This window comes from Pseudomonas kitaguniensis, from assembly GCF_009296165.1.
In the GTDB taxonomy this organism is placed as follows: Bacteria; Pseudomonadota; Gammaproteobacteria; order Pseudomonadales; family Pseudomonadaceae; genus Aquipseudomonas; species Aquipseudomonas kitaguniensis.
In genome coordinates this window covers 1-5955 of sequence record NZ_VUAZ01000133.1, presented here as the reverse complement: position 1 = coordinate 5955, position 5955 = coordinate 1, and the positions used below count along the sequence as shown (strand labels likewise).

Genomic DNA, 5955 nt, shown 5'->3' with positions numbered 1-5955 from the left:
AAAAGCGCTGTTGATCTGCTTCAACCACTCATGCTTTTGCTGTTGATCTGAGAAGCGCCGCGTTAAACCACGATGGCCGCACGCAAGCCCGTTTGCTGCGCGACAGCGCTACATCAAAGTGCAGTAGCGCCTCGCACAGTTGAACACTCGCTAGTTCGGCTTAGCGAACCCCGTCCTGGCGCAATGCTGCAGGGGTAAAGTCGCTGGTAGTCGCGGTAAAACCAAAGTCATACGCCTGCTTCTCCTCGTTCTTCATGCCCAATGCCAAGTAACGGCCAGACTGCAAGTCGTACAGGGTTTCGATCGCGTACCAAGGTACTTGTTTATCGTAATAGTTCTCGGCATGCGCTTCAGCAACGCGCCACAACTGGCCACGGCCATCGTAATGATCGATCACCGCCGCTTGCCAGGTATCTTCGTCGATAAAGAAGTCACGCTTGGCGTAAATGTGACGCTGACCTTCCTTCAAGGTCGCAACCACATGCCAAACGCGGCGCAGTTCATAACGGGCCAGGTCCTGATTTATGTGGCCCGCCTTGATGATGTCTGCGTACTTAAGCTTCGGGTCATCGATCTTGTAACTGTTGGACGCGATGTAGATCTCTTTTTTACCTTCCAGCTTCCAGTCATAACGGTCTGGCGCGCCGTTATACATGTCAAGGTTATCCGAAGTACGCAGGCCATCGGCGGCGGTGCCCGGGCCGTCATACGACACTTGCGGCGCGCGCCGTACCCGGCGCTGCCCGGCGTTGTAAACCCAGGCAGAGCGCGGCTCTTTAACCTGGTCCAGGGTTTCATGCACCAGCAGCACACCACCGGCCAGACGCGCCGCGCGGTCACTTGCTGCTTGAAGTAAAACAGCACGTTGCCCGGATTTTTCGGATCGAAGTCCTTCATTTTGTCGCGGAACACGAACTGATCGCGAAAGTACACCAGGCTGAAGGAGCCGTTGGTTTGTGGCGTGGCCTGGGTCACCAGGCGCGTCACGCTGCCGCCGCGATAACGCGTGATGTGGTTCCAGATCACTTCCACACCGGTTTTCGGAATCGGGAACGGTACGGCGGTTTCGAAGTTTTCCAGGCCGTTACCGCCCGACACCAGGTTGGTGGTGGTGGCGTTTTTCTTGATGGCGGCAAACACATCAGCCGGCACCGTGGCGCCGCGATGGCTTGGGTACACCGGCATTTTGAAGGTGTCCGGGTAACGCTTGAACATCGCGTACTGCCCCGGCGCCAGCTTGTCTTTGTACTGTTCCACGTTCTTCGCGGTGATGATGAATTGCGGTTGTTCGCTGGCATACGGGTTGGCCAGGAAACCACGCGCATCCACCGCGCCCGCGTTGGTTGGCAGCGGCGACCATTTAGGAATGGTGCCTGCCGCGTTACCGGCCATTTCGGCGCCCATCGGGGTCAAGCTGGTGCCCAGTTTTGCGGCTTCATCGGCCGAGACGCGGCCATCACGCTGCCCGCCATGATCGACAGCCCCAGCACACTCACCTGCAACAGATTTTTAGTTATTTTCATAGTCTGGCTCTTCCTGAAAACATACAGCTTGAAAAGAGTGTGCTTAGAAGTTCACACCGGCGCTCAAAGCGATGAAGTCACGGTCATCCACGGTGGTGAACTTGCCACCAAAGAAGTTGGTGTAGTTCAGGCTAACGGTGTAGGTGTTCTGGTATTCGGCGTCGACGCCCATGCTGACGGCCTTGCGGCCCTCTTCAAAGTTGCCGCCTGGGCCTGGCGAGTAGCCTTTGACGTCGTGGGACCAGGCAACGTTGGGTTTAAGGTTTACACCGGCGAACACATCCGGGTATTCCCAGATGGCACGGCTGCGATAGCCCCAGGAAGTTGCCGTGGTGAAGCCATCGTTATTGCAGTTGGTGTTCAGCCCATTGGAATTGGGAAGGCCCGCACCGTTAGCGGTAGAGGTGTTCAACGCAGCACACGCGCCATTCGGCAAAGTGCCTGGGCCAAACACTGGGTCACGGCCGTAACGAACGTCAGACTTGCTTTCCAAACCGCCCACATGGGTCACGCCGACTTCACCTACCAGTGTCAGGCGAGTAGCGCCCATCACTTGGTCGAAGAAGTGCGTAAACGTGGTTTGGAACTGGGTGATTTCCTTGCGACGATAGCCGTGCAAGTCTTGGCCAGGGACGCCGTTGAGCAACGAAGCATTGCCCAATACCGGACCGCCAAGCGGTTTCACGCCCGCAAACAGAATGTCGGTTGAGTTCAGTTGCACCGGCGCGTTCGGGCGATAGCTCAACTCACCGCTCCACGCGGTGCCTGTGGGCAAGGTCGTGGAAAAGCTCAAGCCGTACAGGCGAATATCTTCCGGGTATTCGATGAAGTAGTTGGAGTTACCCGCCACCACCAGCGGCGCTAATTGGCCTAATTGCGCGGCGCTGGCGAACGCAGCGCGGGAAGCGCCCTGTGCGCTGAAAATCGGCGCGCGGCTGTGATAGTTCATGAAAAACGCGCCGAACTCGGTGTCGAGCGGTTCGAAATTGTAGTGCAGCGCGCCGCCCCACTGGCCGCTGTCACGCGCGTCACGGTCAGCGCCGCGTCGCACCAGAACACCTTCATTGTTTATATCAACCCCGCGCGCTGCCAGTGCCGGCAAAAATGCCGCCGGGATAGTCGAGCGTTTATTCAACACTCTAAGGTTGTTGGAGCAGCCGTCGGAAACGATGTCGGGCTGTGAAAAGAACGTACCGCAGTTATCGGTTACGGTCTGGTCCCATTCCAACTGATAAAACGCCTCGGCCGACAAGTTGTCGGTGAGGGTCTGCGACACATAGAACATGTTGACCGGAATCAAGCCTTCCTTGATCTCGGCGCCCGGACGACGGAATGCGGACACATCGATTGGGTTGATGGAGTTGATACCGCCACCAATGAACGTACTTTCACCCCAGCTCACCACTTGTTTGCCGAACCGCACGTTACCCGGCTGATCGGCGATGCTGTAGTTGTGGTAAACGAACGCATCAAGAATCTGCCCGCCAGAGGACTTGGCGCCCTCTTTGCGGTTGTTGTTGCTGACGTTTTTGAAATCCAGGTCTTCGTTTTGAAGCGCGAAGTCATACCAGTACTTGCCACGCACGAACACGCCGGTGTCACCGTATTTCAATTCAAGGTCATGGATACCCTTGAAGATCTTCGAGAAGGAATCACCCTTGTCGAAGTTCAAGTGACCGTCATCAGACGTTTGCGATAACCCCTTGCCGCCGTTGTTGGCACCGATCAGGTCTTTATTCCGACCGGCAGTCGACCAACTCGCCCCCACCGACAGGGATGAGTCGAAGCTGCCTTCGATTTCACCGATATTAAAACTGACGCCGAATGCGGGCCCGGCGAGCGTAGAAGCGAGACTGACGGCCAGGGGCAGTTTTGCCCGGCGCCAGAACTGGTTTACTGAGGTCATCGACGCTACTCCATGTGCATTATTGTTATGGCAGTGAGTTCTTGCTTCTTGGATGCATGTAACGGCCGGAATACAACTATTCCAATGCCGCTCGGCAACCAGGCCCCCATGGCCCGAAGCGCACATCCTTGCAAAACTCTGGTTGGGACTATAGCCAGCAGGGGGTACCGCTTGATCCCTCTAAAGTGTGATTTGCATCACCAACCCGTCTGCCACAGCCCTTTCGCCACGCCGACGAAGGTCGACGCGAGAAGGATGGCTGAAAATTTTAAAATCACAAGTGAAGGCGCGAGATAGAGCAGTGCGTGCCCAAAAGGGCACGCTGCAGTGTTTCAGAGGGTGGAGAGGAACGTGCTGTTGTTGGCCTGCCATTCAATGATGTCGATACGGATACGTTTTTTGTCGAGTTTTCCTACACTGGTCTTGGGAATTTCAGTAACAACGGCGATCTGGCTTGGAATCGCCCACTTGCTCAAATGGCCCAGTTCGACAAACGGCTTGAGGTGTTCTTTAAGCTCGCGAGCACCTATCACGTGGCCATCACGCAGCACCAGCAACGCAAACGGGCGCTCGCCCCATTGCGGGTCGGCGATGCCCACCACCGCTACTTCGCGTACCGCCGGGTGGCGGCTGACCAGGTCTTCGAGGGCCAGTGAAGAGATCCATTCGCCGCCGGTCTTGATCACGTCCTTGATGCGGTCGCGAATATCGATCACGCCAAAGGCATCGAGGGTGGCCACGTCGCCCGTGTGCATCCAGCCACCGGCCCACAACTCGGCGCTCTTTTGCGGCTCTTTGTAATAACCTTCGGTAAGCCAGGGCGCACGCAACACCAACTCGCCTTGAGACTCGCCATCGGCGGGCAGGAAGTGACCGTCGCCATCGACAATCGCCGCTTCCACCAAGGGCCCAGGCACGCCGGCCTTGATGCGGTAACTGGTGCGTTCGTCTTCGGTGCCAGCCAGCAGTTCTTCGTTGAGGTGGGCGCACGACACCAGCGGCCCGGTCTCGGACATGCCGTAAGCGGCGGTCAATTGAATGCCGCGCGCCTTGGACGCTTCATACAACGAGCGGTTTAGCGCGCTGCCGCCGATGACGATTTTCCAGCCGCCAAAGTCGACGTCTTGCGCAGCCTTGGCGTTGAGCAACATTTGCAGGATGGTCGGCACGCAATGAGAGAACGTGACCTTTTCCTTGCGCCACAACTCCACCAGGTATTCCGGGTCGTAGCGGCCGGGGTAAACCTGTTTCAAACCGAGCATGGTCGCCACATACGGCAGGCCCCAGGCATGCACGTGGAACATCGGCGTAATCGGCATGTACACATCGTTGGTGCCCAACAGACGCACGCTGTCGATGCTGCCCATGATGGTCGCCACGCCGAGGGTGTGCAGCACCAGTTGGCGATGGGTGAAGTACACGCCCTTGGGGTTGCCGGTGGTGCCAGTGGTATAGAAGGTGGTGGCGACCGAGTTTTCGTCGAAATCCTGAAAGTCGTACTGCGGGCTGGCGGCCGCCAGCAGGGTTTCATATTCGCCGACCAGGTTGGGCAGCTCGCAGGTGTTGGAGTCGGCGTCGGTCAGCAGCAGGGTTTTGTCCACCGTGGTCAATTGCCCGGCGATGGCTTGGTAGAGCCCTGCGAACTCGCTGTTAACCAGCACAAAGCGGTCTTCGGCGTGGTTCATGGTGTAGAGGATTTGTTCCGGTGAAAGGCGCACGTTGATGGTATGGACCACTGCGCCGATCATCGGGATGGCGAACATGCATTCCAGGTAGCGGTGGCTGTCCCAGTCCATCACCGCCACGGTGTCACCGGCCTTGACCCCGGCTGCGGTCAGAACATTGGCCAAGCGGGCAACCCGCTCGATCAGTGTCGGGTAGGAGTAGCGCAGTTTGTCGCGGTAGACGATTTCACGGGTTTTCTCGTAGCGGGCCCCGGACATCAGCAGGCGTTTAATCAACAGCGGGCATTGGTAAGCGCCTTCGGCGGGCGGGATAACACGGGTCTGCAACATAGGAATCCCTTTTTATGACGGCACGTCTTGGCTTGAAGCACCTCACTTTAGAGACGTTATGTTTCAGCTAAATCAGCCAAAGGAATGATTTGCAAACCCCAATGAATGCTAGCTTTGCGCCATTATCCAATGGCTAAAGCAGATCAAAAGCGGGTGTGGAGTACACAGCAGATGTTTGCTTTTTGTGGGAGGGGGCTTGCTCCCGATAGCAGCTTTACAGTTGATACAGGAATTGACTGACCCACCGCCATCGGGAGCAAGCCCCCCTCCCACAGTTTGACCGAGTTCTGCTTGGGGGGATTGGGTCGCTTTCGGGCGTTGAAAAATACTTGGCTGACACACCGCCAGGGCCCTGGTCATTTCATGCTGGTAAACGCCAGCTTCACACCAATGGCAATCAATACCGCGCCCATGGTTCGATCAAACCAATGCCCCATCGCGCAAAGCCGGCACGCACGCGCTGCTGGCTGAACAGCATCGCCACCAGACAGAACCACAACGCCGTCGCCAC

At 57.2% G+C, this 5955-nt stretch carries 2 protein-coding genes and 2 pseudogenes; all 4 read right to left on the bottom strand.

The window, feature by feature from the left end; all coding sequences use genetic code 11:
- Nucleotides 1-160: 160 nt before the first annotated feature.
- Nucleotides 161-1215, bottom strand: a pseudogene (locus F0169_RS21525) (DUF1329 domain-containing protein).
- Between the two features lie 351 nt (nt 1216-1566).
- On the bottom strand, nt 1567-3429 hold the full coding sequence (locus F0169_RS21520; protein WP_058414289.1) for a DUF1302 domain-containing protein: 1863 nt from the start codon (nt 3427-3429) through the stop codon (nt 1567-1569).
- A gap of 332 nt (nt 3430-3761) precedes the next feature.
- A complete protein-coding gene (locus tag F0169_RS21515; protein WP_152747570.1) occupies nt 3762-5444 on the bottom strand; it encodes a fatty acid--CoA ligase in 1683 nt (560 codons plus the stop codon).
- Nucleotides 5445-5800: 356 nt separating this feature from the next.
- Nucleotides 5801-5955 (bottom strand): annotated as a pseudogene (locus F0169_RS21510) (LysE family translocator); the annotation flags it as partial.

Coding starts and splice junctions, on each gene's coding strand:
- F0169_RS21515 (WP_152747570.1), bottom strand. CDS start 5,444: ATGTTGCAGACCCGTGTTATCCCGCCCGCCGAAGGCGCTTACCAATGC.
- F0169_RS21520 (WP_058414289.1), bottom strand. CDS start 3,429: ATGACCTCAGTAAACCAGTTCTGGCGCCGGGCAAAACTGCCCCTGGCC.